24 protein-coding genes are annotated in these 25889 nt (G+C 58.4%); 8 read left to right on the top strand and 16 right to left on the bottom strand.

Translation table 11 applies throughout. The features are described from left to right. Nucleotides 1-83: 83 nt before the first annotated feature. On the bottom strand, nt 84-1748 hold the full coding sequence (trkA, locus tag EBQ26_RS05970; protein WP_122238106.1) for a Trk system potassium transporter TrkA: 1665 nt from the start codon (nt 1746-1748) through the stop codon (nt 84-86). A gap of 138 nt (nt 1749-1886) precedes the next feature. Between trkA and EBQ26_RS05965 the strand changes: the two genes are divergently transcribed. Beyond that, nucleotides 1887-3194: a DUF2254 domain-containing protein gene (locus tag EBQ26_RS05965; protein ID WP_122238203.1), complete on the top strand. Its 1308-nt coding sequence runs from the start codon at nt 1887-1889 to the stop codon at nt 3192-3194. A 117-nt stretch (nt 3195-3311) separates the two neighbouring features. On the opposite strand, the gene EBQ26_RS05960 is transcribed toward EBQ26_RS05965, so the two are convergent. From EBQ26_RS05960 to EBQ26_RS12900, 8 genes are all read right to left on the bottom strand, one after another. Continuing rightward, nucleotides 3312-4148, bottom strand: a complete 837-nt coding sequence (locus EBQ26_RS05960) for an MOSC domain-containing protein (protein ID WP_122238105.1) — start codon at nt 4146-4148, stop codon at nt 3312-3314. Between the two features lie 18 nt (nt 4149-4166). Then, entirely contained in the window at nt 4167-5576 is a 1410-nt protein-coding gene (gorA, locus tag EBQ26_RS05955) for a glutathione-disulfide reductase (RefSeq protein WP_122238104.1), read from the bottom strand. A 172-nt stretch (nt 5577-5748) separates the two neighbouring features. Then, nucleotides 5749-7077 (bottom strand): YncE family protein, encoded by a 1329-nt coding sequence (locus EBQ26_RS05950; protein ID WP_122238103.1) that lies wholly within the window; start codon nt 7075-7077, stop codon nt 5749-5751. Between the two features lie 121 nt (nt 7078-7198). Further along, on the bottom strand, nt 7199-7633 hold the full coding sequence (locus EBQ26_RS05945; RefSeq protein ID WP_122238102.1) for a GNAT family N-acetyltransferase: 435 nt from the start codon (nt 7631-7633) through the stop codon (nt 7199-7201). Continuing rightward, the gene (locus EBQ26_RS05940) at nt 7630-8283 is read right to left on the bottom strand and encodes an SCO family protein (RefSeq protein WP_238944175.1); all 654 of its coding nucleotides are present in this window, start codon (nt 8281-8283) and stop codon (nt 7630-7632) included. The genes EBQ26_RS05945 and EBQ26_RS05940 overlap by 4 nt, the downstream gene beginning before the upstream one ends. A 15-nt stretch (nt 8284-8298) precedes the next feature. Continuing rightward, nucleotides 8299-9579: a copper-containing nitrite reductase gene (nirK, locus tag EBQ26_RS05935; protein WP_122238100.1), complete on the bottom strand. Its 1281-nt coding sequence runs from the start codon at nt 9577-9579 to the stop codon at nt 8299-8301. A gap of 80 nt (nt 9580-9659) precedes the next feature. Next, the gene (locus tag EBQ26_RS05930) at nt 9660-11360 is read right to left on the bottom strand and encodes a SulP family inorganic anion transporter (RefSeq protein ID WP_122238202.1); all 1701 of its coding nucleotides are present in this window, start codon (nt 11358-11360) and stop codon (nt 9660-9662) included. A gap of 131 nt (nt 11361-11491) precedes the next feature. Continuing rightward, nucleotides 11492-11659: a hypothetical protein gene (locus EBQ26_RS12900; protein WP_238944174.1), complete on the bottom strand. Its 168-nt coding sequence runs from the start codon at nt 11657-11659 to the stop codon at nt 11492-11494. Between the two features lie 336 nt (nt 11660-11995). Between EBQ26_RS12900 and EBQ26_RS12640 the strand changes: the two genes are divergently transcribed. After that, nucleotides 11996-12583, top strand: a complete 588-nt coding sequence (locus EBQ26_RS12640; protein ID WP_147474012.1) for a hypothetical protein — start codon at nt 11996-11998, stop codon at nt 12581-12583. Continuing rightward, entirely contained in the window at nt 12580-12852 is a 273-nt protein-coding gene (locus tag EBQ26_RS12635; protein ID WP_147474011.1) for a hypothetical protein, read from the top strand. Before EBQ26_RS12640 ends, EBQ26_RS12635 begins: the two co-directional genes overlap by 4 nt. A gap of 108 nt (nt 12853-12960) precedes the next feature. Here EBQ26_RS12635 and EBQ26_RS05925 read toward each other — a convergent pair whose 3' ends face one another. Continuing rightward, nucleotides 12961-14049 (bottom strand): IS5 family transposase, encoded by a 1089-nt coding sequence (locus tag EBQ26_RS05925; protein ID WP_122238201.1) that lies wholly within the window; start codon nt 14047-14049, stop codon nt 12961-12963. A 216-nt stretch (nt 14050-14265) separates the two neighbouring features. Between EBQ26_RS05925 and EBQ26_RS12630 the strand changes: the two genes are divergently transcribed. The 4 genes from EBQ26_RS12630 (at nt 14266) to EBQ26_RS12615 (ending at nt 19181) form a co-directional block, all read left to right on the top strand. After that, nucleotides 14266-14859: a hypothetical protein gene (locus EBQ26_RS12630; RefSeq protein ID WP_147474010.1), complete on the top strand. Its 594-nt coding sequence runs from the start codon at nt 14266-14268 to the stop codon at nt 14857-14859. Next, nucleotides 14856-17177 carry a calcium-binding protein gene (locus tag EBQ26_RS12625; RefSeq protein WP_147474009.1) on the top strand — a complete coding sequence of 774 codons (2322 nt, stop codon included), beginning with the start codon at nt 14856-14858 and terminating at the stop codon, nt 17175-17177. The genes EBQ26_RS12630 and EBQ26_RS12625 overlap by 4 nt, the downstream gene beginning before the upstream one ends. 217 nt (nt 17178-17394) lie before the next feature. Next, nucleotides 17395-18237 (top strand): hypothetical protein, encoded by an 843-nt coding sequence (locus EBQ26_RS12620; protein ID WP_147474008.1) that lies wholly within the window; start codon nt 17395-17397, stop codon nt 18235-18237. 101 nt (nt 18238-18338) lie between these two features. After that, on the top strand, nt 18339-19181 hold the full coding sequence (locus tag EBQ26_RS12615) for a hypothetical protein (RefSeq protein WP_147474007.1): 843 nt from the start codon (nt 18339-18341) through the stop codon (nt 19179-19181). Between the two features lie 144 nt (nt 19182-19325). On the opposite strand, the gene EBQ26_RS12895 is transcribed toward EBQ26_RS12615, so the two are convergent. The 3 genes from EBQ26_RS12895 to EBQ26_RS12885 all read right to left on the bottom strand — a co-directional run bounded on the left by EBQ26_RS12895 (nt 19326) and on the right by EBQ26_RS12885 (nt 20726). Continuing rightward, nucleotides 19326-19556, bottom strand: a complete 231-nt coding sequence (locus EBQ26_RS12895) for a hypothetical protein (RefSeq protein ID WP_238944173.1) — start codon at nt 19554-19556, stop codon at nt 19326-19328. A gap of 147 nt (nt 19557-19703) precedes the next feature. After that, the gene (locus EBQ26_RS12890) at nt 19704-20336 is read right to left on the bottom strand and encodes a hypothetical protein (protein WP_238944172.1); all 633 of its coding nucleotides are present in this window, start codon (nt 20334-20336) and stop codon (nt 19704-19706) included. A 159-nt stretch (nt 20337-20495) separates the two neighbouring features. Next, the gene (locus EBQ26_RS12885; RefSeq protein ID WP_238944198.1) at nt 20496-20726 is read right to left on the bottom strand and encodes a hypothetical protein; all 231 of its coding nucleotides are present in this window, start codon (nt 20724-20726) and stop codon (nt 20496-20498) included. On the opposite strand from EBQ26_RS12885, the gene EBQ26_RS05910 reads away from it, so the two are divergent. Further along, nucleotides 20625-24281 (top strand): putative Ig domain-containing protein, encoded by a 3657-nt coding sequence (locus EBQ26_RS05910; protein WP_390614177.1) that lies wholly within the window; start codon nt 20625-20627, stop codon nt 24279-24281. The genes EBQ26_RS12885 and EBQ26_RS05910 overlap by 102 nt on opposite strands. 69 nt (nt 24282-24350) lie before the next feature. Here EBQ26_RS05910 and EBQ26_RS05905 read toward each other — a convergent pair whose 3' ends face one another. The 3 genes from EBQ26_RS05905 to EBQ26_RS05895 form a co-directional block, all read right to left on the bottom strand. Next, complete coding sequence (locus EBQ26_RS05905; RefSeq protein WP_122238096.1) at nt 24351-24656, bottom strand: hypothetical protein; 306 nt, start codon at nt 24654-24656, stop codon at nt 24351-24353. Between the two features lie 181 nt (nt 24657-24837). After that, the gene (recR, locus tag EBQ26_RS05900; protein WP_122238095.1) at nt 24838-25434 is read right to left on the bottom strand and encodes a recombination mediator RecR; all 597 of its coding nucleotides are present in this window, start codon (nt 25432-25434) and stop codon (nt 24838-24840) included. Between the two features lie 75 nt (nt 25435-25509). Further along, complete coding sequence (locus tag EBQ26_RS05895; RefSeq protein ID WP_122238094.1) at nt 25510-25869, bottom strand: YbaB/EbfC family nucleoid-associated protein; 360 nt, start codon at nt 25867-25869, stop codon at nt 25510-25512. Nucleotides 25870-25889: the final 20 nt, after the last annotated feature.

The raw sequence follows: 25889 nt of genomic DNA, 5'->3' as shown, positions 1-25889 counted from the left end.
TTTATTTTTCTTTGATATGTAATCAAAGATTTTCACATAGCCCCCCCCCGTTCACCTTCCTGCGCACGGGAGGGAGAACCCCCTCAAAAAAACGTCGGCTTCACGCTGAAAGTGCGCTCGATTTCGCGCACCAGGCGTTTGTGGGGCAGGAAGAAGACGACGTGATCGCCCGTTTCAATCACCGTCTCGCGCTTGGGGAAGATGATTTGCACGCCTTGGCAGGAGTCGCCGGGCTGGGCGGGGCAATCCACGGTGATGGCCCGCTCTTGCGGGGGCGTGAGCGGGGCGGGCTGGGTGAGCGGCAAGGCGGCCGGCTCGGTGGGTTTGGCGTCTTCGGCCAGCAGCGGCCCGGCGGCATCGACGACTTCGCGGGCGGCAGCGGCGATGGCGCTGGCCGCCGGAGCGGCAGCGACGGTAGCAGCAGCGCTGGCTTGCCCCGTGTGCTCGGGCGCTTCTTCTTGCAGGCCGCGCACAATCAAGCCCATGTGCACGTCGCGCGGCAGGCGCAAATCGCCCACTTTGCGGCCCACGACGGAGGAGGTTTTGCGGTCGCCGCGCACCACCAGCTCCAGCGCTTCGGCCACGCCCCGGCGCAAGCTGTGCACGGTTTGCACGTAGCTCTGGCGCACGTAGGTCATCAACTCGCCCAGCATGGCTTGTTCGGGGGTGAGGGCGATGTCGATTTGCGTGCCGTGCATCAGGTCGGCATAGCTGCGCTGGTTGATGAGCGCCAGCACGCGCTTGGCGCCCATGCGCTTGGCCAGCAGGCAGCTCATGATGTTGGTTTCGTCGTCGTCGGAGAGGGCCAGCAGCAGATCGATTTCTTCAATGCCTTCTTGCTGGAGGAAGTCCTCATCCGTGCCTTCGGCGTGAAACAGCAGCACGTCATCGGGCAGGTTGGCCGTGAGGGCGGCGGCTTCGTCGCGGTCGCGCTCGACGACTTTGATGCGGTAATAGCCTTTGCGCGCGTGGTGCAACTGCTGGGCGAGCTTGAGGGCGACGACGCCGCCATCGACGATCATGATGCGCCGCACGGTGGGGCTGGGCGCTTCGATGGGCTTGGTCAGCAGGGGCAAAACTTCGGCGGCGTGCTCGCGCGTGGTGAGTAGGAACACTTCGTCATCGGGCTCTACGCGGGTGCTGCCGCTGGCGGGCACGAAGCGGTCGGGCTGGTCGGCAAAGCGGCGGTAGATGGCGACGATGCGCATGGGCAAATCGGGCATGAGGGCGCGGATTTCGCCAATGGTGCGGCTGGTCATGGGCGCAGCGGCGCGCGCGCGCGCGGCAGTGAGAATGGCGCGCCCGCCCGCGAACTCGCGCACTTGCAGCGCCTGGGGAAATTCCACCAGCCGCGCCAGGTAGCGCGTGAGCGAGTCCTCCGGGCGCAGGCATTGGTCCACCGCAAAGCCTTCGGGGGTGAGCAGCGCCTCGTCGGCCCAGGCGCGCGAGCGCACACGCGCAATGCGCACGGGGATTTGGAACAGCATGTGCGCGACTTTGCAGCACACGAGGTTGACTTCATCCGAAGCGGCGCAGGCGATGAGCAAATCGGTATCGCGCGCGCCCGCCTCGGCCAGCACGGCCGGATCGGTGCCGTTGCCGGTGACGCCGCGCAGGTCGTAGCGCGATTCCAGCTCCAGCAGGCGGCCGCGGTCGGTATCGATCACGGTGACGTCGTTGCGTTCGAGCACCAGGCTATCGGCCACGGCCTGGCCGATGCGCCCTGCCCCGAGGATGATGATTTTCATGATGGGTGTTGCGTGATGCGGCTCAAAGGGGGCGGATCATAGAGCGTGTTATGCGCTGTGCGCCCCCCTGCAAAATTCTCCAGACGTGGAAAAATCGCCCCCTTTTCCAATCCCCCCTTCTTGGAGGCACACAAAAACATGTCCCGTTGGCAATGGTTGATTTCGCGGCTTGCGCGCCAGTTGTGGGTGCGCACGACTTTGTTTGGCGTGGGCGGCGTGCTGGCGGCGATTCTGGCCGCCACTGTCGAGCGCTACCTGCCCTGGGATCTGCCCGACACGATTGGCGCCGATTCGGTGGGGATGCTGCTGTCCATCATCGCCTCCAGCATGCTGGCGGTGACGACGTTTTCGCTCAACATCATGGTCAGCGCCTACAGCTCGGCCGCTGGCAGCGTCTCGCCCCGGGCCACCTCGCTGATGATGGAGGACCGCCTGACGCAAACGGTGCTTTCAACCTTTATCGGCTCGTTCCTGTTCAGCATCGTGGGCCTGATCGTGATGCAAACGGGCGCGTATGGCGAGCGCGGACGTTTTGTGCTGTTTGTCATCACCATCTTCGTCATCGCCTGGATTGTGGTGGCGCTGCTGCGCTGGATCGATCATTTGACCCACTTTGGCCGTCTGGGCGAAACCACCAACCGCGTGGAATCCGCCGCCGCTGCCGCTATCGAGCGCTGGCTGAAAACACCCCATTTGGGCGGCGCGCCTTGGGCGCCAGACGTTGCCCTGCCCGTCCACGCCCTGCCCATTGCTGGCGATGACATCGGCTATGTGCAGCACATCGACATGACGCAGTTGCAGGATTGGGCCAAGGAGCACCATGCGCAGGTGTATCTGGCCGTTTTGCCCGGCACCTTCCTCTATCCCGGCATGCCGCTGGCCTGGGTGGCGCTGGATGCCGATGCCTCCGCCACGCCCGAGCAGGAAATGCAGAACTGGCCCGGGCAAATCCGCCAGGCCTTCGCCATTGAGCAGCAACGCTCGTTCGACCAGGATCCGCGCTTTGGCCTGGTGGTGATGAGCGAGGTCGCCTCGCGCGCGCTCTCGCCCGCCGTCAACGACCCCGGCACCGCCATTGAGGTCATCGGGCGGCTGACCCGCCTGCTGGCGCTGTGGGCGAGCGCCGCGGCCGAGGCCGAACCTGAGGACGGCGATGAAGCGCCCACCTACCCCCTGGTGCATGTGCCGCCGCTGCGGGAGGAGGATTTGTTTGAAGACGCCTTCATGCTCATTGGGCGCGACGGCGCGGGCATGGTGGAAATCCAGTCGCTGCTGCAAAAAGCCCTGCTGCGCCTGGCCACGCTGGGCGATGCCGCCTTCCGGCAAGCGGCCCTGGCCCAGGCCGACATGGCCCTTGAGCGCGCCCTGCAAGCGCTGCCGCTGGAGCAAGAGCGCCAGCGCGTGCAAGCCCTGGCGCAAACCTGGCGCGCCGCCCACGGCAGTTGAGTTCGCCGCCAGCAGGCCCTCAAACATTACCAATCAAAGGAAATACAAAAAATCGCCCGTGGCGCTATAGACGTGCCACGGGCGATTTGATTTTTAAGCTGATGAATTGGAAATTTTTTAAGCCAGCAACTCCACCGCATCGCCCACGCGCAACTGCCCCGCGCCGTGGGCGACGAGATGGACGCCAAAGCACACGCCAGCGGGCAATTTGTGCGTGCGCGCCAGGGTTTGCAGCGGCTCTTTGGCCGGCGAGAGCTGCGCGGTGTGCGGGTCGAGGTTGACGATCTTGCAGCGCGTGCAGTGCTTGTAGAGCGAAAACTCCAGCGCCCCGATGCGCAAGCGCGTCCAGCCGTCTTCGGCATACGGGGCCAGGCCATCGGCCAGAGCATCGACCACCAGGTTGGGGCGAAAGCGGCGCATCGTCACCGGCTCGCGCCCAGGCAGTTGCTGCATATCGCGGTTGAGCTGCGCCAGCGAGGCCTGGCTGCACAGCAGAAACGGCGCGCTGTCGGCAAACGACAAGGGCTGGCCCGGCTGGCCTGCCAGTGCGCGCTGGCTGCACTGGCCCAGATAAAACAGGCGGCAGGCGCGGCCCAGGCGCTCGCTGAGCCAGGCATCGGTTTGGGCCGGGCCGCCCCAGGCGCCAAAGGCATCGCGCCAGACGGCGACCGGGGCGGGGTGGGTGTAATCGGCCGCGCTCACGCTGCGCACCTGGCCGTCGGGCGCGCGCAGTTGCAGGCATGCATGGCCGCTGGCGTCTGCGGGCTGGGGCATGGGCTGCCACAGCAGCAGCTCGGGCACTTCGCGCGCGGTGATGAAGCGCCCGCGCTCATCGGCCAACAGCCATTGCCGGTCGCCCGCCAGCCCTTGCGCGCCAACCTGCGCCGCCGCCACGGCCTGGCCTTGCATGGATTTGACGGGGTGAATCCACAACTCGGTGAGGTGCATGGACATGGATAGCAGCCCCTCTTTTCAGCGTCGGCTGACTTCGCGCAGGGTGACGAACTCCTCCGCGCTGGTGGGGTGAATGCCCAACGTGGCGTCGAATTGCGCCTTGGTCGCGCCGCATTGCAGGGCCACGGCAAAGCCTTGCACGATCTCGCCCGCATCGGCGCCCACCATGTGCAGGCCCAACACGCGGTCGCTGGCGTCATCGACGATGAGCTTGACCAGCGTGCGCTCGCTGCTGCCCGAGAGGGTGTGCTTGAGCGGCTTGAAATCGCTGCGATAGACGCGGATGGCGCGCCCGCCCTCACGCGCCTGCTCCTCGCTCAGGCCCACAGTGCCAATGGGCGGGTGGGTGAAGATGGCCGTGGGGATGTTGTCGTAGGCCATGCGGCGCGCCTCTTGCCCCTGCGGCGGGGGAAAGAGCGCATCGACCAGGGCCATCGCCTCGGCCAGGGCCACGGGCGTCAACTCCTTGCGGCCGACCACATCGCCCACGGCATAAACGCCGCTGGCGCTGGTTTCAAAGCGGTCGTTGACCTCGATGGCGCCATTGCGGCGTTGGGCGATGCCCAGCGCGGGCAGGTTCAGGCCATCGACCAGGGGACGGCGGCCCGTGGCGTACAGCACGGCATCGACTGGCAGGCGACTGCCGTCGCTGAGCGTCAGCGTCAGGCCCTGCGCGCCTTGCTCGATGGCGCGCACATCGGTGTTCAGGCGCAAATCGATGCCTTGCTTGCGCATTTCTTCTGCGGCAAAGGCGCGCACTTCGTCGTCAAAGCCGCGCAAGACCTGCTCGCCCCGGTAAAGCTGCGTGACCTGCGCGCCCAGGCCGTGGAAGATGCAAGCCATCTCGCAACCGATGTAGCCGCCGCCCACCACGGCCAGACGCCGGGGGAAAGCGGGCAGATCGAATACGTCGTTGGAGGTGATGGCCAGCTCGCGCCCGGGCAAATCCTCCGGCACGAACGGCGTGCCGCCGGTGGCGATGAGGATGTGGCGCGCGGTGTAGCTGGCCGCCGCGCCATCGGCGCTGCGCACCTGCACGGTGTGGGCCGCGCCATTGTCTGCCAGGCTGGCATGGCCTTGCAGGCGCTGCACGCCGGCCTTTTCCATCAGCCCTTCGTACACGCCGTTCAGGCGCGTGATTTCCTTGGCGCGGGCGGCTTTGAGCGCGGCCCAATCCAGCGTGGCGGGTGCGGGCAATTGCCAGCCAAAGCCGCGCGCTTCTTCAAACGCGGCGGCGTAATGCGCGGCATAGCTGTAGAGCTTTTTGGGGATGCAGCCGACGTTGACGCAGGTGCCGCCCATGCGGTCGCTCTCGGCCAGTGCCACGCGCGCGCCGCGCTGGGCCGCCATGCGCGCCGCGCGCACGCCGCCAGAGCCGCCGCCGATGACGAACAGATCGAAGTCGAAGGGGGATGTTGGTGCTGTCATATCCAGGGTGCCGGGTGTTGGATGAGTGAAAGGGGGGCTACTGTAAAGGCATCGGCATACAGGCGGCAGCGCGACGGGCTTTTTCAAACCCTTGAATTACCAATCAAAAGGAAAAAAAACCACCCTATTTTGGCATGATGGGCATCAAAAAGAATTTATATTGATTTGTAATTCAATAGCAGATGCTGTTATTGCTGCCCATGCGCACCAGGCCGGGCATGGCCACGTGGGGCACGAAGATGGGGGCCAGCGGCTCGCGCGTGCGGATGTCGTAGCGGTACAAGCGCGAGGGGCCTTCGTCCAGGGTGACCAGGGCGGTTTTGCTGTCGCCCGTGACCCAGATGCCGGTGACGGCCTCGCGAAAGCGAAACTGCTTGCGATCGGCCGGGTCGGCAAAGGATTGCAGTTGCAGGGCGCGGTCGCCGCCGATGATCCAGGTGCTGTCCAGCCAGCCGCTGCGGATGACGCGGGGCGAAAAATCCAGCACAAAACGCTCGGGCCGCACCTCGCGCTGGCCGCTGCGGGCGGCTTCGTCGTCCAGCCCAAACAGCGCCATGTGGCCCTGCACATCGCCAAAGAGCACGTGCGCGCTGGCGGCGTCGATGTAGGGCATGAGCAGCGGCTCGTTGGTGTGGCCGCTGCGGCGCATGGGGCCGGTGGAGCACACCCGGCCCGTCCGGGGGAAGTACAGCAGGCCCTGGGAGCCATCGTCCACCGTCAGCGCCAGCAGCGCATCCTCGGCGCTGGCCACGCCAATGCCCAGGCCGCTGCCGCCGGGGACGTGGGCGGCCAGATCGATCTCCTGCCAGGCTTCTTGCCAGGAATGCTGCCAGTTCTCCCGCCAACTGAATGCCCCGGATGCCCCGGACGCAGCGGCGCTGGCCGGGCCAGGCTGGCGCCACAGACTGGGGCGCAGCTCATCGAGCACCCAGAAGGTCTGGCTGAAGGAGCTGAACAGCAGCGAGTAATAGGTGTTGAGCGCCGTCTCGCGCCGGGGCGAGTCGAAGCGGCGGGCCAGCACGGTCAGGCTCAGGCGCTCGTAGTCGATCAGCCCGACCTGATCGCGCATGCCGATGGCCAGCAGGTGCGTTTGCGGTACGAAGAAGATTTGGTACAGCGGCGAGGGCAGCGCCAGGCGGTGCGTCTGACGCGTTTGCAGGTTGTGCAGGCAGATGGCGGGCACTTCGGGCGAGCCCACGGCCAACATGGCGTCGTCGCGCGCCATCTCGAACACGCGCGGACGAAAGCCGAAGCTGAGGGTGTCCACATGCCGGCCGGTGTCGATCTCCACCACGCTGATGGCGTAGCTGAAGCGATCGGCCACGAAGGCGTAGCGCGTGGGGGCGTGCAGCGAGGCTTTGGCGGCGGCGGATGCGGGCGTAGCGGCGGACGGGTTGGCGGATGTGGCGGGCGCTTGGGCCTCAACGGCCAAACTGGCACGCCCCGCCGCCCAGGCCAGGGGCCAGGCAGCAGCAGTGGCGAGGAAGCGGCGACGACTCATGACCGGGACAACTTATCCATCAAAAGAAAAAATACAGGCATGTTTTGGCATATTTATAAAAAAATTTATTTTTATTGATATGTAAAATTTACAACATGCAACATACCTACACCAGCCGCAATCAAGATGTGGAATAGCCTGCTTTCACATAAACTTGGAGTTGCGGCTTTCGCTTGAATCCATTGTTTTCAAGCAGCCTGGCGGCAATATCCGTCAAAGCCTCCGCGTAGATATACGTATGGGACAGGCATTTCAAAACACACTCCACCATCAACTGGGCAACGCCACTTCTTTGATAATCCGGATGCACCAGAATTTCGGAAAAATGCGTGACACACACATCATCCGTCAAGGCCCTGGTAACGCCTATAACCAAGCCCGAATGAATCACAACCACATAATGGGCACTCAAAAACATTTTCCGGAGCATGTTTTCATCGTACCCATCACCCCATCCATTTTTCACATAAATATCCCCCACTCCATTTAAATAATCCCCAATGCAACCGGGCGACTGGATAATGGTCAGTGCTTGCCTGTCGAATTCTTTTTTCATTTTCCGGAAGTGTTGGCGGGCGCATCGCCCAACACCTTGTCCAGCGCAGCCGTCAAGCCTTCGGCGCCGATTTGGTAGTCGAACACGTCGATCAGTTTGCGGTCGGGGCCGATGAGGTAGATCAGCGCGCTGTGATAGACGCCGTAGCCGGAGCCTGGCTGGGGCTGCGCCACCTTTTGGCCGTTGAGGCGGTAGCCGAAGGTGGCGCCCAGTTGGCGCGCCAGCGCCTGGATGCGCTCTGGCTCACCCGTCAAGCCGACGATGCGTTCATCGAAAAAACGGGTGTAGGTCTGCAAGGCCTGGGGCGTGTCGCCCGGGTCGATGCTGACGAACAAGGGCGCGATGGCTTCGGGGCGGCGCATGGTTTGCAGGGTTTGCGCCCATTCGTACAGCGTGGTTGGGCAGATATCCGGGCAGGTGGTGTAGCCAATGGCCAGCAGCAGGTGCTTGCCGGGGTGGCTGCGCTCGGTCACGGGGCCAGCGGGGCCGTTGAGGGTGAAATGGATGGCCTGGCCCGCCGCAGCTTGGGCCTGGGCCGGGCGCAGGGGCCATGCGCCAGCGGCGGCCAGAGCCAGCGCCATCAACCACGGCAAGGCGCGCCGCAAGATGGGCCGTGGAGGGGGGGCCGAAGGGGGATGGGGGTGGCGCATGGCGTTCTCTCCCGATCAACGCTGGCCGCTGGCCTCGGATTTGGCCTCGGATTTGGCTGCGGGCGCTGGTGCTGGCGCTGCGTTGGGTGCGCTGTCGGTCTGGGCGGCGGCGGGGCTGACCTTGGTTTCATCGGCCTTGGCTGGCGCCATGTCGCGCGGGGGCACGAGCTGCTCCATCAAGCCGTTGTCCCAGCGGCCATCGACTTTGACTTCGGCCAGCGCACCGAGGTTGAAGGCTTCGATGAGGTTGTGGCTGAGGTAAACGTACACGCCCGGCTGGCGGAAGGTGTAGAGCGCCGCGCCTGCCGAACCTGCGGAGATGACCCAGCTCTCCAGATCGTGCGCCGGGGCGTCGGCCAGGTTGCCGCGCTCCCAGACGTAATCGCCGTGCCCGCCGATGAGGTGCGGATAGGAGGGGCGATTGGCCTGGGAGTGAAAGAACATCACCGATTCGCCCACTTTGGCCGTCAGGGCGTTTTCGCCGGTGTAGGCCTCCTTGCGGTCGCCAAAGACGACGTGCGTGGGCACGAGCTTGTCCATCACCTCTTTGTCGTCGTTGAAGGATTCGACGGCGCTGGCATAGCGCTTGTAATGGCCTTGCGCATCCTTGGGCAGGTAAAAATCCTGCTCGCCGATGTAATACGCCTTGTCGTAGCGCAAGGGCTTGCCGTGCTTGTCTTTCAGCCCGCCCTTGGGCAGCACGACGATGGCGCCATTCATGCCGTGCACCACGTGCCAGGGCACCATGGAGGCGCCCGGCGCGCAGTGGTAGATGAAGATGCCGGGCTTGTCGGCCTTGAAGCGCACCACGGCCTCTTGCCCCGGGGCAACGTGGGTCAAATCGCCCGCGCCCAGGGCGCCGGTGGAGGCGTGAAAGTCGATGTTGTGCACCAGTTGGTTGTGGGCCGGGTTTTGCAGCTTGACTTCCACATAGTCGCCCTCGTGCACCACGATCAGCGGGCCGGGCACGGAGCCGTTGAAGGTAAAGGCCCACATGAAAACGCCGGGCTCGACCTCGATCTCCTTTTCCTCCACGCGCAAATCCACCTGCACCACACGCGGGCGCGCGGGCGATTGCTGGCTGTGCTCGGGCACGCGCGGCGGGGCCACCAGCTCCTGGCGCACGCGCTCCAGCGTGGCGATTTCCCTGGGCGCGGGCGTGACCTCGTAACCCGGCAGCCCGCCGGTAAACGGCGCGCCCTCGGCGTCCTGCGCCCAGGCGGGCAACGCCATCGCGCTGGCCGCCACGGCCAGGCTCAACAGGGACAAACGCAAAGATGACAGAGATGGGGTCATGGCAGCCTCCTGAAGGGGAAAGCGCCATTCTAGGGTTTACCCCAAGCCCGCCACGTTGCCCCGCTGGCGGACAGGGCCATTCACGACAGCTTGGCCAAGCGCGCCTGCACGGCGGGCAGATCCGCGCAAATGTTGGCCTGACCCACCCGCGCCAGCCAGCGCGTGCGCGTGAGCATGTCCACCGGCTGGCGGCGCAAGCCGCACACCAGGATGGGGATGCCTTTGTCCTGGCAGGCCTGGAGCAGCTCATCCAGCGCCTCGCCGCCGGAGGAGTCGATGTAAATCACGCTGGAAAAATCCAGCACCAGCGCGCGCTGCGGCAGGTTTGCGCGCATGGCCCCAATCAGCTCCACCGCGCCGAAAAAGATCGCCCCCGTCAGGCGGTAAGCCGTCACGCCCGGCGCTGCCGCCGCCCCCTCTTTGTCATCGCCTGGCAGCACAAAACGCTCGGCCGTACTCAAGCTGGAGATGCGGTAGATGAACGTCAAGCAGGCCAGAAACAGCCCCACCTCGATCGCCACCGTCAAATCCACCACCACCGTCAGCACAAACACCGACAGCAGCGTGATGCGATACGGCAGGCGGAAGCTGCGCAGGCGCGCGAACTCGCGCCACTCGCCCATGTTCCAGGCCACGAACATGAGAATGGCCGACAGCGCAGCCAGCGGGATGTACTGCGCCAACGGCGCCGCCACCAGCACCACCAGCAGCAGCCCCAGCGCATGCACCATGCCCGCCACCGGGCTGCTGCCACCGTTTTTGATGTTGGTCATGGTGCGGGCGATGGTGCCCGTGACCGGCATGCCGCCGAAAAACGGCGCCACCATATTGGCAAAGCCCTGCGCCAGCAGCTCCTGGTTGGAATCGTGCTTGTCGCCAATGAGCTTGTCGGCCACGCGCGCGCACAGCAGCGACTCGATCGCCCCCAGCACCGCCAGCGTAAAGGCGGGCAGCATCAAGGCTTTGACGCCTTCCACACTGAAAGCGGGCACCGTCAGGCTGGGCAAGCCCTGCGGAATGCCGCCAAAGCGGCTGCCGATGGTGGCCACATCCAGCCCCAGGCCATGGCTGAGCAAAGTCGCCGCCACCAGCGCCACGATGGAGCCGGGAATCAGCGCCAGCGAGCCTGAAACGCGCGGCAGCATGCCCGCATCGCCAGGCAACTGCACGCGGCGCTTCATCACCTGCTGCCACAGCACGATGATGCCCAGCGCAAACAGCGCCACCGCCAGCGACGGCGCACTCCAGCTCGGCAGCGCCTGCCACAGCGTTTGCAGCATGGGGAAGAACTCCGCAGGCATCTTGCCCTCGATGCGCAAGCCCAGAAAATCCTTGATTTGCGACAGCCCGATCAGCACCGCAATGCCATTGGTAAAGCCGATGATGACCGCCACGGGAATGAACTGGATCAACACCCCCATGCGCAAAAAGCCCATCGCCCACAGCATGACGCCGGACATGAACGTGGCCAGCAGCAGCCCGCCCACGCCGTACTGCTCCACGATGCCGTACACGATGACAATGAACGCCCCCGCAGGCCCGCCTATCTGCACCCGCGAGCCGCTGAACAGCGACACCAGAAAGCCGCCGATGATGGCCGTGAACAACCCCGCCTGCGGCGCCAGCCCCGAAGCAATGGCAAACGCCATCGCCAGCGGCAGCGCCACCACGCTCACCGTCAGCCCCGCGCCCACATCGCGGATGAAACGCTCGCGGCTGTAACCAGCCATCAGCTCATACAGCTTGGGATTGAAACGGGTGGTGAAGTGAATCGGTGGCATGGCGCGGCCTTTGGCTGTCTTTGCGGTGGCAGGTGGGGATGTAAAGGCGAGGATTTTCGCGCCTAACACCAGCCCCCCATCAAACCAAACACATGCATCCCTCCCCAACGCCAAAGGGATTGAATCAGCGCTCAAGCTGGCAGCGATGTGGTTTTGGGCAGCTCGGCTGAGAATACGCTTTCGGACATGGGCGAGGAATTTACGGCTTTTCCATCAACAAAACTCAAATCGATAAAAATCATGCCGGAAACGGCATATTTTTTTGCACATTGAAGTGTAAAACCATCATCGCCAGACATTGCTTGACAATTGCAAAATCAAAACCAACCCCAATGACTGTTGTTCACAATCGAAAATGTGGCCATGACAGAAAAAATGGCTTATAAAGATGCCGAATCCGGCCTGAAAAACAGGAAATCGAGGCAACTGCCCGCTGGAATCGTTCAGCCCCTCTCACGGAGCGCCCCATCCCCTTTTCAGGAGGTTGACTGGGTACCTCATGAAACTTTGAATGATTTTTTACGCGCAAGCCGAAAAGTTGAAAAATAACCCCTCGATTTCAAGAAAAGAAAAAAATTCCATTAAAAACCCCAATCACAGCAACCAACGACATACATCAAACAGGAGTTTTAAATATGGGAAGCCTTGTCATTGTTCTTTTCTGGTTATGCTATTTTGGATTGAGTCTATGGGCAGCCATTGCCTTGAACTCCAGCATGCGCAAGGCAGGCTGGCGCATCAAATTCCCCGGCTTTTATTTTGTGATTTTACCCGTATGGGGCATTGCCCTTTGGGATGCGCCTTTGCAGGCGTGGGAGCATCGAAGACTATGCAAACATGAGGCAGGACTCAAAATACTCAAAACCCCAGAACAGTGGGATAGAGAAAACCCAGGAATTCTTTCAAATTTAACACCAAAAAAAGAAATTAAAATAATCAGCATAAATCCGGATCGGACCAGAATAATGATGAATGAAATATTCTCCTCCGACTTGATTATAAAGAAGAAAAATTTTGGAATTACAGAAATAACAACAGAAATATTGGATACAAAGAGAAATGAAGTCATGCTTCAGCACAAAGATTTTCACGCATACTCTGCAACCGATATCCCAGACTTCGCTCGGATCTGGATGATTAAACCGAGCTGCCATGCCGACAAACAAAATTATTCAACATTCCAAGGACTTGACGACAAATTCGAGAACAGGAGATCACAATGAACCACTTCAAATTCAATCTCAACCCATTTGAATCTGCACTTTTATCAGAAGCATGTTATGTAGATTTCGAAAAAAGTCCTTCTGGAATTTTCAATCCAAAGAAAGTATCAGAAAAATTACAATCGAAAGAATTTTCGAAATCCCAAGCCGAAGACTTCATAAGAAGGTGGGAAGTGGTTTACCAGGAGTCCAACACACCCTCCGGATTCTCAGCCACTCTTTTCAAAAGCAAAGATCCCAGCGCCACACAGCCTTATGGGAACCTCTAAAAAACCGGGCAATTCCTGGGCTTTCAGCCCCAACACTTCACGATCTGAAAAAAGCCGGATCAAGAAGCCTTTTTTAGAGCGCGTTTGAGCCCATTCCCCCCCTTTTCCTCACGCATTGGCCGTTTTGAGGCGCAAGTTGGTCTTTGAGGGGCGAGCTTTGAAGAAGGGATCAACCCCTTCTTCCAGCATCCGGGCCAGTCGCTTGATGTTGTAGCACGCGGCCATCAACACCATGGTTGCGCTGGCTCTGGCTTGGCCAATGCTTCGGATGAATTTACCTCCAAGGTGACGCAGGCCTGCAAAGACGTGTTCGACCTTGGCGCGTTTGCTGGCAATACGCCGGTTGCGCCGCCTCTGGCAATCGCTCAAGGGCTTGTTCTTCTGCGCCTTGCGCTGTATGCCGTCTTTGAAGCCCAGCGCTTTGAGCATTTGGCATCTTTGTCTGCTCGGGTAGGCTTTGTCGGCGTTGACTTGTGCTCCTGTGTTGGCCAGATCGAGCACCTCATCGAAATGGTGTCCGTCATGCTCGCTGGCCGTGCCGGTGGCCACCTTTCGGATGAAGCCGTGTTTGTGGTCAACGCTGACGCTTAGCTTGTAGCCAAAATAGCTTTTGCCGTGCTTTTTGGTGTGAGTGGCATCCACGTCCTTTTGCCTGCACTTGGCTTGGCTCCAGCCTTCAGGCTTCTTGCCTTGATCGAGCTGCGCCTTGTCTTCTTTGCTCAAGTGCTGCTTGGGGGCAGGCACCAGGGTGACATCAATGGCCTGTCCGCCTCGGGCGATGTAGCCATGGCGGTGCAGTTGTGCATCCACGCCTTGGAACAAGGCCACTGCTCCATCAACACCCAGGCGCTGAGCAAAGCGCCAGATGGTGTTTCTGTCGGGCACGTTCATGCTTTGCTCCAGTAGGCAAAAGCGCTGGTAGCTCATACGATCGAGCAGTTGGTACTCCATTTGCTCATCAGACAGGTTGTACAGGCGTTTCAAGATCAGCACACGCACCATGACTTGGACTGGATAGGCGGGTCTGCCGCCTTTGCGGCCATCGCTGCGAGCAAGAAATGGTTCGGCCAAACTGACCAGGGCAGCAAAGTCGATGTGCCGGGCGATGAGTTGCAAGGGATCGCCCAGGTCTTCAAGCTTGCGCTCTCGACAGGCTTGGGCAAACAGGTCGAACTTCAGGGCGCTGCGGGGAGTGATCATGCTGAGCAATTTACTCGATCAAAAGTACAGGTGAGGTTTTGAGAGGTTCCCTTTTCAGGAGGTTGACTGGGTGCCTCATGGAATTTTGAATGATTTTTTACGCGCAAGCCGAAAAGTTGAAAAATAACCCCTCGATTTCAAGAAAAGAAAAAAATTCCATTAAAAACCCCAATCACAGCAACCAACGACATACATCAAACAGGAGTTTTAAATATGGGAAGCCTTGTCATTGTTCTTTTCTGGTTATGCTATTTTGGATTGAGTCTATGGGCAGCCATCGCCTTGAACTCCAGCATGCGCAAGGCAGGCTGGCGCATCAAATTCCCCGGCTTTTATTTTGTGATTTTACCCGTATGGGGCATTGCCCTTTGGGATGCGCCTTTGCACGAATGGAATTATCATCAATTCTGCAAGAATGAATCCGGATTAAAAATCATAAAAACACCAGAGGCATGGGAAAAAGAAAATGGGGAGACACTAAAATCATTAGACCCCAAAAAAAGAAAATCCATAACAGTAGACGACGAGAGGGAGATCATAATATTGAATGAAAGGTTTGCACTATTTATATTTAACATAAAAAGAAATTTTAGACTCATAGAAAGGAAAAAAGAAATCAGAGACACAAAAACAAATGAATTAATGGCATACTATAAAAATATGGACACTGGCCCGTTACATGAACTTCCTTTTTTAGGCCGAATTTGGCTTAACAAGCGAGCATGCCCTATTGCAGGGGAAGCTCTTTTTTGGGAAATCAAGGAAATTTTTGAAAACAGCAGCACACAACGAGGAGATTTGAAATGAGAGTCAATGCATATGAAGCAGCACTTTTGTCTGAGGCCAGCTACACGGACTTTGCAGCCCCAAAAAATCTGGACGCAACTTCAAAAGCACTGCGAGAAAGAGGTTTCTCGAAATCCCAAGCCGAAGACTTCATAAGAAGGTGGGAAGTGGTTTACCAGGAGTCCAACACGCCCTCCGGATTCTCAGCCACGCTTTTCAAAAGCAAGGATCCCAGCGCCACACAGCCTTATGTGATTGCGGTGCGTGGGACAGAAGCAGGTCTGCAATGGAAGCCTCCATTTTTTACGAATGATGTCCAAGCCGATATTGGTGACATTGTTCTGGATGGCTCCGCGACCGAACAAATCGTGGATCTTTACAATTTCATTTTGCGTATCACAACCGCAGCAGGCCGCCGATTCCAGGGGAAGGAATTGCAGACATTGGGGGATATCCCCCTCAATATTGATACAACACGCCACGACATCATCATCGACACTGGTCTGTCCAACAAGCTCAAAACAATTGCAAATGTTCCATTTTCGAACAGTTACATGGGCATTCTTGCAGATGCGCCTAACGTTTCCCAAATCATGGGGGTGGTTGGTCACTCTCTTGGTGGGCATCTTGCTGTAGCCGCCACTCGGCTTTTTCAAACTCTTGAAGCCACGACCATCAACGGCGCCGGGTTTAGCCTGGGGATTTTTTCTGGTCTTCCCTCTGCTCAAGAGGTCAATATCCGAAATTTATTTGAAATGCTGGGAGGGGAGAGCAAATTTTCCGGCGAGAGAATTTCGAATTATTACGGATACAAAAACCCGGAAATCGTAACGCAGCATTTTTATTTGCGTCAAATGGGCGGACACGATCCGGTTTATATAGAGCAAGCTACTTTGCATCAGGATACATTTGGTCATGGATCGGGCCAGATGAATGACAGCCTTGCCGTCTATCGCGTGCTCCATGCTCTGAACAAGGGACTTTCCTTTGCCGACCTGGATAAAATGCTGCTCACCCTAAGTCGCAAAGAGTCCCTGACTCTCGAGCAGATGGTGGATCGTCTCGGGGAAATATTTGGAGTATCAGGAAAAAGCAGGGAAGGGGCAAGAGAAGATCTTTATCAAAAAATAAATTCCATCAATGAAAAAGTTTTCATCAATCCCGCCGCATTGGATTTGATCACCAAAAATGATTACACCAATGCAGAACTACATAGTTTGCCTGAATCTTCACAGCATTTTATTTCATCTGCCAATCGCAATGATGCCGACGGCATGGCCATTCGCTATGCCTTGCAGAAGATGAATACTTTTTTCATCAGTGGCATAGATTACGACGCCCTTAATTCCGACCATTTTCTGGATTTGTACGATTCCGACTCGGGCAAGGGTGTTCTGACGCAAAGCTGGATTGCAGATCGTGTCGATTTCCTGCTGACATCAATGCGCAGCCAGATGCAAGGCGATGGTCTGGTACGCAGCAGCACTGCCACCAGTTACGAGGATTTGAGCAGCAATTCAAGTGTGGCTACGGGTTTCAGCTCACATCGCCAGAAAGTCATTTTCGGCTCCGAAGCGGCCGATGATGAAAGCAAGTTGCAAGGGGCTGGCTTTGCCGATCGCATTTATGCAGGCGCAGGCGACGATACCCTCAATGGTCGAGGCGGCAGTGATTATCTCGAAGGGGGGATTGGGCACGACACGTATCTGCTCGATACGCATGATCGGGGCATCGATACGATTCTTGACACGGATGGCAAGGGGCAGTTGAGCGTCAATGGCTCGGCTCTGGCTTCCCTGTCTTTCGCCCGCGCCGATTTGCCTGTCAACGATGGCCATCAGGCCCAGGTGTTCTACAGCACCAATCCAGAGGCCAGGGCCACTTATCGCTTGAGTTCAATGCCAGACGGCCAGTGGGAGTTCGCCGCCTTGCTCGATGGCGCTTATCAGCCACTGGCGCATTTGATGCATTGGCAAAACGGCCAGTTGGGCTTGCAGGTGGATTTCGACCAGCGCCCGGGCCTGCTGCCACAGGATTTGCGCTTCGCGCTCGATCACCGCAATTCCTCCCTGTTTCACAACTATGTGGGCAACCATGCGCCTGAAGGTATTGCAGTGCATGGCGGCCCTCGCTCGGCTCAGTTTTCCGGCAGCGCACACGGCGATGTGATTTTCACGGGCGATAGCCTGGCCAATCTGGTTTATGCACAGGGGGGCAGCGATTTGGTTTTTGTCAGCTCGGCCGAGGATGGCAGTTCGGACATGCACGACGAGTTTTCATCAGGAAAAATAAATTCGCTAAAAATCATGCCGGAAACGGCATATTTTTTTGCCCATTGAAATGAAAAACCATCATCGCCAGACATTGCTTGACAATTGCAAAATCAAGCCTAGACCTACTGACTATTGTTAACAATCGAAAGTGTAGCCACGACAGAAAAAATTTCTTATAAAGGCGCAAGAGTCAACATCGCAAAAACCTGAAGTATTTACCAGCAAGCGATCTTTTGAAAAGTATCAAAAAACACACAACTTGCATAAGCCCCCCAGATCCATCATGAAGCAAGGAAACAAAAAACTGGATCGGCGACACTTCCTTCCCAGGGCATTTATTGTCCTTGGGGTTGGCCTGTTAGCCTATAAGGCAACTTCATTCAAATTGATGATGGATGCCACGAGAGAGGCCAGAATCGCCGCAGCAAAAAACCCTTGCAAAATTCGGGTGTTCCAGCATAACGGACAGGATGTAGTAGAAACCGTTTCGGGGATACTGATCAAGGCAGAACACGGGAAATCATGGGATTGCGAAAATGGAAAAGCTACAGGAGCGCACACGAGATATATAGAATTAAAGAAAAATTACTCCAACAAAGAAATCGGCTACGATACGGTCTTCCTGAATTTCATATTTATTCACTCTCACAAAAATCCCTCTCAATATCTTGAACGCATGAAAAATAAATCAAATGAAGAATGGCGCTGGACCCCAAAAATTCCGCACAAAACCCATCCTTTGGATTTGTATCCAAACTTTGGCAGAGAATCACGCGAAGGCCCAGATCCTTTGGCTGGAAAGGATATTGTAAGAGGCGGCGTATTCTGGGGAGTCAGAGGAACAAAGCATCCAAAATGGGGGACGCCAGATATTTTCAGCTGCACCCCAAAAATTCCTGAGGACGCCCCGGAAGGGGGCAGATCAATCTATACGAAAAAAATAGACTATATAACCAATTCGGAATTCAGTGAAGAACCTCGCCGGACCTGTCGGGGCGTCGTTTCAGACAAAAAAACAGGAGAAGTCATGGCCACAGTACTTCTCACCCACAAGCAAATCCCTTACATTGACCAAATCGTAAAAGAGGTCAGTGACTTTCTTGAAACCATCGCAGTGGAGGAGTAAACCATGAACAACCCTTACCCCAAATACCGATTCACGGAAACCGAACAATAAGCCTTGCCTTCCGGAAATCACAAAAATTGCATAAGTTACCGAGATCCGTCATGAAGCAAGGAAACAAAAAACCGGATTGGCGACACTTCCTTCCAAGGGTATTCATTGCCCTTGGGGTTGGCCTGTTAGCCTATAAGGCAACTTCATTCAAATTGATGATGGATGCCACGCGAGAGGCCAGAATCGCCGCAGCAAAAAATCCTTGCAAAATTCGGGTGTTCCAGCATAACGGACAGGATGTAGTAGAAACCGTTTCGGGGATACTGATCAAGGCAGAACACGGGAAATCATGGGATTGTGAAAAAGGAAAAGCTACAGTCGTATATATTAGATACATAAGATTGAAAAGAAATTATTCCAATAAAGAAATCGGCTACGATACGGTCTTCCTGAATTCCATATCCACCCATTCCCACGAAAACCCTTCTCAATATCTCGAATACACCAAAAATAAATTCAATGAAAGTTGGCGCTGGACCCCAAAAATCCCGCACAAAATCTATCCTTTGGATTTGTATCCAAACTTTGGCAGAGAATCACGCGAAGGCCCAGATCCTTTGGCTGGAAAGGATATTGTAAGAGGCGGCGTATTCTGGGGAGCCAGAGGAACAAAGCATCCAAAATGGGGAACGCCAGATATTTTCAGCTGCACCCCAAAAATTCCTGAGGACACCCCGGAAGGGGGCAGATCAATCTATACGAAAAAAATAGACCATATAACCAATTCGGAATTCAGTGAAGAACCTTACCGGACCTGCCGAGGCGTGGTTTCAGACAAAAAAACAGGAGAAGTCATGGCCACAGTACTTCTCACCCACAAGCAAATCCCTTACATTGACCAAATCGTAAAAGAGGTCAGTGATTTTCTTGAAGCCATCGTAGTGGAGGAGTAAACCATGAACAACCCTTACCCCAAATACCGATTCACGGAAACCGAACAACAGGCATTGCGCGCCGTACTGGAACACGTGCCAGATGGCGGGAATAGCCTTACCTCACATGGCAACTGGGTGGCTTTTTACAAAAAGCTCTCCGAATTATTGGGGCAGCATATTGAAGCAGGCACTCCTCAAGGGCAGGATTTGCAGGATTTCAAAAACGTCAAACTGTGGACGGATGTTGCCATCAGCGCCAATGCCGGCGTTGGCTTGCACAGCACTTTCATCAGGACCTTCACGGATTACCAAGGATTCTTGCGGCTTGGGCGTCATTTCACCGCCGAAGAAATGCAACAGGCCTCCAATGGCGTGGCGTTCAATTTCTACCAATCTTTATTCGGCCTAAAATCAATAGAAGACTATGCGCCTTGGACTGTCCCAACCATTGCACAATTGGCGCAAGATGATGCCAGCTCCATAGGCAAAAACCTGTACAAAGGCCATCTGCCCGGATCAGACGACGCCATCGAATTCAATTCAGCCTGGTCCGGCACGCTGGGCTTCAATTTGCTGGGCGGAAAAGACCCGTTCGAAACCTGGCGTTTGCTGGCCGAGCCCGCGCGTGATGGAGTGGCCGCAGCAGCTTTGCAGGAAAACCAGAAGGTTGATTCGCTTGACGATTTCAAGAATATTCTTTTTGCCACGTCCGCTTATGCGCAGGCATGGAAGGCCAGCATGGCAGAGGGGCTTGCCGTTGGCCTGTATGAGTTGGCCCGCTTGATTGCTTACGCCCGAACACGCATCATCTTTCCAAGCCATGATGAGTATCTCGAGTCCATCAAGGCGCAAATCAATATCAATATTTCCAGCGGGGATTGGCTGGGCCTTGTCAAGCATGTGGCGAATTTCTCTCCGACTATCGCCCCGGCAGTCGGTTTGATTGCGGATATTGGCAGTGCCCATTTCCTGGATATGCTGCGCGGCGTTTATCAGGGCAAGCCTTTGCTGGGGCAAACGGATAAGGATGGCTTCCAGCAGGCGGCCCATGATTTCTTCAAAACAATGACGCCTGCCAAAATCGAAAGCATCGGCGCCCGCATGCTTTCTTTGGATACCGCGCAACTGGTGCAACAGGCGCAACACGATATTGACGTGCGCAATGCCTTGCAATCACTTTCCGCCATCAGTGTGGATGTGTCTTCCCTGAATTTGCCTTCTGATGTTTTGCAGAATCTGCAAATTTTTGATGCGCAGACCGGCTCAGGGAGCATTACGTCAGAATGGATTACGGATAGGGCAGATTTTCTCAATGCATTGATTAAAAAATATTCATTCAATGGCATTTACCTGGATGAAAGAAGTACGGATTTCTTCGATATCGCCAGCGGTGAGAAAGTGGAGTCGGGCGTGAACACGTTGCGGCAGGTGATTTTTGGCAGCAGCGAGGATGATCAGAATTTGTTGGGACATTGGCTGGTTGATCGCATCTATGGCGGCGCTGGCAACGACAGGCTCGATGGCCGTGGCGGCAATGATTATCTTGAGGGAGGTAGCGGCCATGATGTTTATGTCTTGTCTGCATCCAACAAGGGCATAGCCACCGTTTTCGATACCGATGGTCAGGGCGCTTTACAAGTGGGGCATGATGTTTTGGCTTCCCTGTCTTTCGCCCGCGCCGATTTGCCTGTCAACGATGGCCATCAGGCCCAGGTGTTCTACAGCACCAATCCAGAGGCCAGGGCCACTTATCGCTTGAGTTCAATGCCAGACGGCCAGTGGGAGTTCGCCGCCTTGCTCGATGGCGCTTATCAGCCACTGGCGCATTTGATGCATTGGCAAAACGGCCAGTTGGGCTTGCAGGTGGATTTCGACCAGCGCCCGGGCCTGTTGCCCCAGGATTTGCGCTTCGCGCTCGATCACCGCAATTCCTCCCTGTTTCACAACTATGTGGGCAACCATGCGCCTGAAGGTATTGCAGTGCATGGCGGCCCTCGCTCGGCTCAGTTTTCCGGCAGCGCACACGGCGATGTGATTTTCACGGGCGATAGCCTGACCAATCTGGTTTATGCACAGGGGGGCAGCGATTATGTGCGCGGCGGCTCCGGCCGCGAGTTCATTTTGGCGGGAATGAATCGCGCCGATTTGACCGGCGATGACGATGTGGTTTATGGCGCAGGCGATAGCGACATCATTTATGGCGGCGGCGGCAACGATACGCTTTGGGGCGGCGATGGCTCACTGGCTTATTTGCAGCCGCTTGGCCCAGCGGAAATGGCCAATGAGCGGACTCGGCGCGGCGACTGGATCAGCGCTCAGGCTGGCAGCGATTGGGTTTTCGGCAGCTCGGCCGAGGATGTGTTGTTCGGTGGCGGTGGCGCCGACCATGTGCATGGGGGCGCGGGCGATGATTTGATTCTGGGCGATGCCGATTACGCGGTGAGCAGCAGCTCCATGCCCATTGGCGGGGCCAATGATGGCATTGTGGCTTATCGCTGGATGCCCGATGGCTCTATCCGGCGCTTGCGCGACGGGCCGGATGCGGCTCTGGCCATCCCAAGGGGCAATGTGTTTGAGTGGCAGTGGTCGCAATCGGAGCAGGATTTCACGCTGACGCCCTGGCGCAATTTCATCCGCGAGGATCGCGTTGCGGAAAAGGGCAGCGACGACAAGCTGTATGGCGGTGAGGGCAATGACTGGATAGCGGGCCAGACGGGCGATGATTACCTTGAAGGCGGCGATGGGGATGATGTGTTGTGGGGCGATGATTCCCAGCCGCTGCCCGATGGCGGCGATGGCAACGACACCCTGGTGGCTGGCAAAGGGCAAGACAGGTTGTTTGGCGGCAAAGGGGACGATACGCTTGACGCCCGGGAGGAAGATGGCGAGCTGGACAAGCTCAAGGGCGGCGAGGGCGATGACACGCTGATGGGCGGCACGGGCGAGGACGTGCTGTACGGCGAGGATGGCAACGATGTGCTGATAGCCGGGGCGGAGACGGCCCGCATGGAAGGCGGCGATGGCAACGATACGTACATCAGCAGCACGGGCGACGATGTGATGTTCGACCGTGATGGCGATGACGATTACCGCCTCAGCCGTGGCAATGATGCGGTGACGGATTTGAGGGGCCACGATGTGTACCGCATCGGGTTCGGGCATTTGGCCATGGGCGGCACGACGGTGGTGCAAGACCTGGATGGCAAGGGCGAGATTTACTACGGCGCCGGTTTGCTCTCGGGCCAGGGGGTGTATGCCAAAAGCGAGGGGCAGTGGCTGAGTTTGGACGGGCAGGCGTTGCTCATCCGCAGCGGCGGCGATTTGCACATCAGCAACGCCACCGCAGGCGCACAAAGTGGCAAAGTGGTTTTCACCAATTTCTTCTCTCAAGATGTTTTCCTGAGTCTGGAGCTGCCCAAGTATGTTCCGCCTGCTGCGCCTGCGCCGGTCAATCAGGCGCCAGTGGCTGGCCCTGCGTTGCCTGCGCAGCAAGCGCAAGAAGATGCACCCTGGTCGTTCGCCCTGCCTGCCGATGCGTTCAGCGATCCCGAGGGGCAGGCGCTGACTTACAGCGCTGCGCGCAAGGGCGGTGGCGCTTTGCCTGCCTGGCTGCACTTTGATGCGGCCAGCGGGGTGTTTTCGGGCACGCCGGGCAATGACGATGTGGGCACGGTGGTGGTGCGTGTGGCGGCCCGCGATCCGCAAGGCGCGCAGGCCTGGCAGGAGTGGGCGTTGGAAGTGCTCAATACCAACGATGCGCCCGAGGCTGGCGCCGTGTTGACGCCAGTGGCAGTGCCTGCCGGGCAGGCGCTTTCGCTGGTTTTGCCTGCCGGGGCGTTCGTGGATGTGGACAAGGGCGATGTACTCAGCTACAGCGCCACGCTCGGCGATGGTTCGCCCTTGCCTGGCTGGCTGCGCATGGATTCAGCCACGGGGGCGCTATCGGGCATGGCCCCGCACACCAGTCTGGATACGCTCCATGCGCTGCGGATTGTGGCGACCGATCAAGCTGGTGAGCAAGCCAGCCAGAGCTTGCTCTTGACGGTGCAGGCATCCGGCGAGCCGGTGCTGCCGAGAGTCGTGCCGATGGTGGGCACGCCCGGCGATGACACGATCAGCGGCACGACGGGTGATGACATCCTCAGCGGCCTGGAGGGCAACGATATGCTTTACGGTGGAGCGGGCAAGGATCAGCTTTTTGGCAACGAGGGCGACGACGCCTTGCATGGCGATACGGGCGATGACCAGCTTTATGGCGGCCATGGCAACGACGAGCTGCGTGGCTGGGCGGACGATGATGTGCTCAATGGCCAGGATGGGAACGACCAGCTCTACGGCGGAGATGGCGACGATGTGCTGTTTGGCGAGGCCGGGCGCGATGTGTTGCACGGCGACGCGGGCGCGGACACGCTCTATGGCGGCGAGGGTGACGATGAGCTGCGCGGCTGGGTGGGCGACGATACGCTGCACGGCGATGGCGGTGCAGACCGGCTCTACGGCGGCCAGGGCCGCGATGCTTTGTATGGCTGGGAAGGCGATGACTTGCTGCACGGCGACGCCGATGGCGACTGGCTGTACGGCGGCGCAGGGGCCGATGCCTTGTACGGCGATGCGGGTGATGACCAGCTTTACGGCGACGGTGGCGACGATTTGCTGGTTGGCGGCGCAGGCCGGGATGTACTCGCAGGCGGGGCCGGGCGCAACCAGTTGTTTGGCGGCTTTGACGGGGATTTGTACGTCATCGAAGCAGGTGCTGGCAGCCATTTGATTGTGGAAGAAGGCTTTGCTGGCGTGGATATCGTGCAATTGCGCGCACTGGCCTCGCAGGACGCGTATACGCTGGCGCGCGTAGGCGACGATTTGCACCTGCGCTACGGCGCGCCGGGCAGCGAGCAAACGTTGATGGTGCGCGGCCAATTTGCCGTTCAGACGGCAGTGGAGGAGTTTCACTTCAGCGATGGCGTCATCCTCAGCGCCAGCGATATCGCGCAGGCTGCTGGGGTGAGCAAATCCGCCTGGGCCGTGAATTCGGCGAACAGCGATGCCACGTGGGCCAATGCAGCAGAAATCGCGCTGATGGGGCTGCACGCGCGGGAGCTGGAGTGGGGCTTGGCGTAACTGCCCTGCCCCGCGCGCCCCGCTCTTTGTTGCAGGGCGTCGTCGGGGCAAAACGCCTGGGCTGCAACGTCACTCCCGCCCCATGCGCCTGGTCAAGCGCCGAATGGGGCCGGAGCAGAGATACAGCACGAGATACGACGCCAGAACCCAAACTGCGCCCAATGCGGGCGCAATGAAAAGCCGCTTCTCGCCCGAAAACCACGCCAGCGCCAGCAGGGCCAGCAGCAAAAACCACTCGACAAACAGCAGCATATCCACCGCGCCCGTGGCAGGCGCTTTGTTTTTGCGCAAGCGCCAGTAGAAATGCAGTGGCACCCACATATTCCACAACGCCTTCAAGAACACGGCCAGGCTCAGCAAGATGCAAGCGACCACGGGGCGGATCTCCTGTCTGTTGCGGCGACACAGTCAATAGCTACCGCAGCCCAAAGGGCTGAAAACATCAAGAATTATAAATCAAAAGGAAATTAAAACTACATATTTCGGCATTATTGACAATGATTGAATTTTACTTTTGATTTATAAAAATTCAAGGCGATCCAATGCCTCTGCGGCCTCAATGGCGATCGGCCAGGGCGTGGGCGATGGTGCCCAGATCCACATACTCCAGCTCGCCGCCAGCGGGTACGCCGCGCGCCAGGCGGGTGGTGCGCACGCCCCGGCGCGCCAGCCCTTGGGCGATGACGTGGGCGGTGGCCTCGCCTTCGGCGGTGAAGCTGGTGGCGATGATGACTTCTTCGATCACCCCGTCGCAGGCGCGCTGCATGAGCTGCGCCAGGCCCAGCTCGTCGATGCCCAAGCCGTCCAGCGGGCTTAGGCGCCCTTGCAGCACGAAATACAGCCCTTCGTAAGCGCCGGTGCGCTCCATCACGGCCTGGTCGGACGGGGTTTCCACCACGCACAGGCGGCTTTGGTCGCGCCCGGCGTCGGCGCAGGTGCTGCACAGCTCGCTTTCGCTGAAGGTGTGGCAGCGCTGGCAGTGGCGCACCTGGGCCACGGCATCTTGCAGGGCCTGGGCCAGGCGCTGCGCGCCGTCGCGGTCGTGCTGCAACAGGTGGTAGGCCATGCGCGCGGCCGATTTGGCGCCCACGCCGGGCAATTGGCGCAGGGCCTGAATCAGGCGCTCCAGGCTGGGGATGGGGGCGTTTGCCATGAGAAACGGGGCCGTTCGCGCCGCCAACACAAGGCCGGCGCGAACGGCCCGCTATTGCGTTGCGGCCCGATGGAGTTAGAACGGCAGCTTCAAGCCGCCCAGACCGCCCAAGCCCCCCAGACCACCGCCCAGGCCGCCGAGCGCGCCGGTGACTTTGCCCATTTTCTCCTGCTCGGTTTCGACGGCTTTTTTCACTGCCGAGTTGAAAGCGGCGGCCACCAGGTCTTCCAGCATGTCTTTGTCCTCGGCCAGCAAGCTGGGATCGATGGTGACGCGGCGCACTTCCTTGGTGGCCGTCATCACGACTTTGACCAGGCCCGCGCCGGATTCGCCGGTGACTTCGGTCTGGGCCAGCTCCTCCTGGGCTTTTTTGATGTTGTCTTGCATGGCTTGCACTTGTTTGAGCATGCCGGCCATTTGTCCTTTGTTGAACATGGTGATTCCTTTGTGGTGTC

It is taken from the genome of Allofranklinella schreckenbergeri, assembly GCF_003703475.1.
GTDB classification, from domain to species: Bacteria; Pseudomonadota; Gammaproteobacteria; order Burkholderiales; family Burkholderiaceae_C; genus Lampropedia; species Lampropedia schreckenbergeri.
Note: the sequence above shows the minus strand (reverse complement) of the source record. Positions and strands in the feature narration are given on the sequence as shown.

Bases quoted from the DNA above. Each gene is read 5' to 3' on its own strand.
- trkA (WP_122238106.1), bottom strand. From the start codon at position 1,748: ATGAAAATCATCATCCTCGGGGCAGGGCGCATCGGCCAGGCCGTGGCC.
- EBQ26_RS05965 (WP_122238203.1), top strand. From the start codon at position 1,887: ATGTCCCGTTGGCAATGGTTGATTTCGCGGCTTGCGCGCCAGTTGTGG.
- EBQ26_RS05960 (WP_122238105.1), bottom strand. From the start codon at position 4,148: ATGTCCATGCACCTCACCGAGTTGTGGATTCACCCCGTCAAATCCATG.
- gorA (WP_122238104.1), bottom strand. From the start codon at position 5,576: ATGACAGCACCAACATCCCCCTTCGACTTCGATCTGTTCGTCATCGGC.
- EBQ26_RS05950 (WP_122238103.1), bottom strand. From the start codon at position 7,077: ATGAGTCGTCGCCGCTTCCTCGCCACTGCTGCTGCCTGGCCCCTGGCC.
- EBQ26_RS05945 (WP_122238102.1), bottom strand. From the start codon at position 7,633: ATGAAAAAAGAATTCGACAGGCAAGCACTGACCATTATCCAGTCGCCC.
- EBQ26_RS05940 (WP_238944175.1), bottom strand. From the start codon at position 8,283: ATGCGCCACCCCCATCCCCCTTCGGCCCCCCCTCCACGGCCCATCTTG.
- nirK (WP_122238100.1), bottom strand. From the start codon at position 9,579: ATGACCCCATCTCTGTCATCTTTGCGTTTGTCCCTGTTGAGCCTGGCC.
- EBQ26_RS05930 (WP_122238202.1), bottom strand. From the start codon at position 11,360: ATGCCACCGATTCACTTCACCACCCGTTTCAATCCCAAGCTGTATGAG.
- EBQ26_RS12900 (WP_238944174.1), bottom strand. From the start codon at position 11,659: ATGTCTGGCGATGATGGTTTTACACTTCAATGTGCAAAAAAATATGCC.
- EBQ26_RS12640 (WP_147474012.1), top strand. From the start codon at position 11,996: ATGGGAAGCCTTGTCATTGTTCTTTTCTGGTTATGCTATTTTGGATTG.
- EBQ26_RS12635 (WP_147474011.1), top strand. From the start codon at position 12,580: ATGAACCACTTCAAATTCAATCTCAACCCATTTGAATCTGCACTTTTA.
- EBQ26_RS12630 (WP_147474010.1), top strand. From the start codon at position 14,266: ATGGGAAGCCTTGTCATTGTTCTTTTCTGGTTATGCTATTTTGGATTG.
- EBQ26_RS12625 (WP_147474009.1), top strand. From the start codon at position 14,856: ATGAGAGTCAATGCATATGAAGCAGCACTTTTGTCTGAGGCCAGCTAC.
- EBQ26_RS12620 (WP_147474008.1), top strand. From the start codon at position 17,395: ATGAAGCAAGGAAACAAAAAACTGGATCGGCGACACTTCCTTCCCAGG.
- EBQ26_RS12615 (WP_147474007.1), top strand. From the start codon at position 18,339: ATGAAGCAAGGAAACAAAAAACCGGATTGGCGACACTTCCTTCCAAGG.
- EBQ26_RS12885 (WP_238944198.1), bottom strand. From the start codon at position 20,726: ATGGCCGCTACCTCCCTCAAGATAATCATTGCCGCCACGGCCATCGAG.
- recR (WP_122238095.1), bottom strand. From the start codon at position 25,434: ATGGCAAACGCCCCCATCCCCAGCCTGGAGCGCCTGATTCAGGCCCTG.
- EBQ26_RS05895 (WP_122238094.1), bottom strand. From the start codon at position 25,869: ATGTTCAACAAAGGACAAATGGCCGGCATGCTCAAACAAGTGCAAGCC.